Below are 470 nucleotides of genomic sequence, written 5' to 3'. Positions count from 1 at the left end.
TCGCGCTGACGAGCATAGATACTGCTCTCTTCTTCGCCAATCAGCGAGACATCTGCGCCAATCTGGCGCATATCAGCCTGAATGATTTCCGCCATCGATTTGCTTAACGCATCGGTGCCGATGAACGACAGTTCAATGCGCAGCGGCTGACCATTTTTCTCGCGGATGTCTTTGCCTGCAGGCAGCGTCCAACCGGCTTTTTCCAGCAACGCTTTCGCTTTCTGCGGATCGTACTGGCGCGGTTTCAGGCCGAGGTTGGCGTAGGGCACAGAAGGGGCAAACAGGGTGTCGGCGACCTGCTGGGTACCATACAACGCGTTATCAATCAGCGATTTTTTGTTCACCGCGTAATTAAGAGCTTCACGGACTGCCAGCTCGTTGGTGGGGGCTTTGGCGGTATTGAGCGCCAGCATCACGGTTTCGATCGGCTGTGACAGTTGAGTGTGGTAAGCCGGGTTCTGGCTAAAGCG

At 55.3% G+C, this 470-nt stretch carries 1 protein-coding gene; it reads right to left on the bottom strand.

Annotated elements, in window-relative coordinates:
* Nucleotides 1-470: ABC transporter substrate-binding protein (locus I6F38_RS43345; RefSeq protein ID WP_225164709.1), on the bottom strand; the 470-nt coding region annotated here is incomplete at both ends.

It is taken from the genome of Bradyrhizobium sp. BRP56 (assembly GCF_020194035.1).
Lineage (GTDB): Bacteria > Pseudomonadota > Alphaproteobacteria > Rhizobiales > Xanthobacteraceae > Bradyrhizobium > Bradyrhizobium australafricanum.
This window is presented reverse-complemented; position numbering and strand designations above follow the sequence as displayed.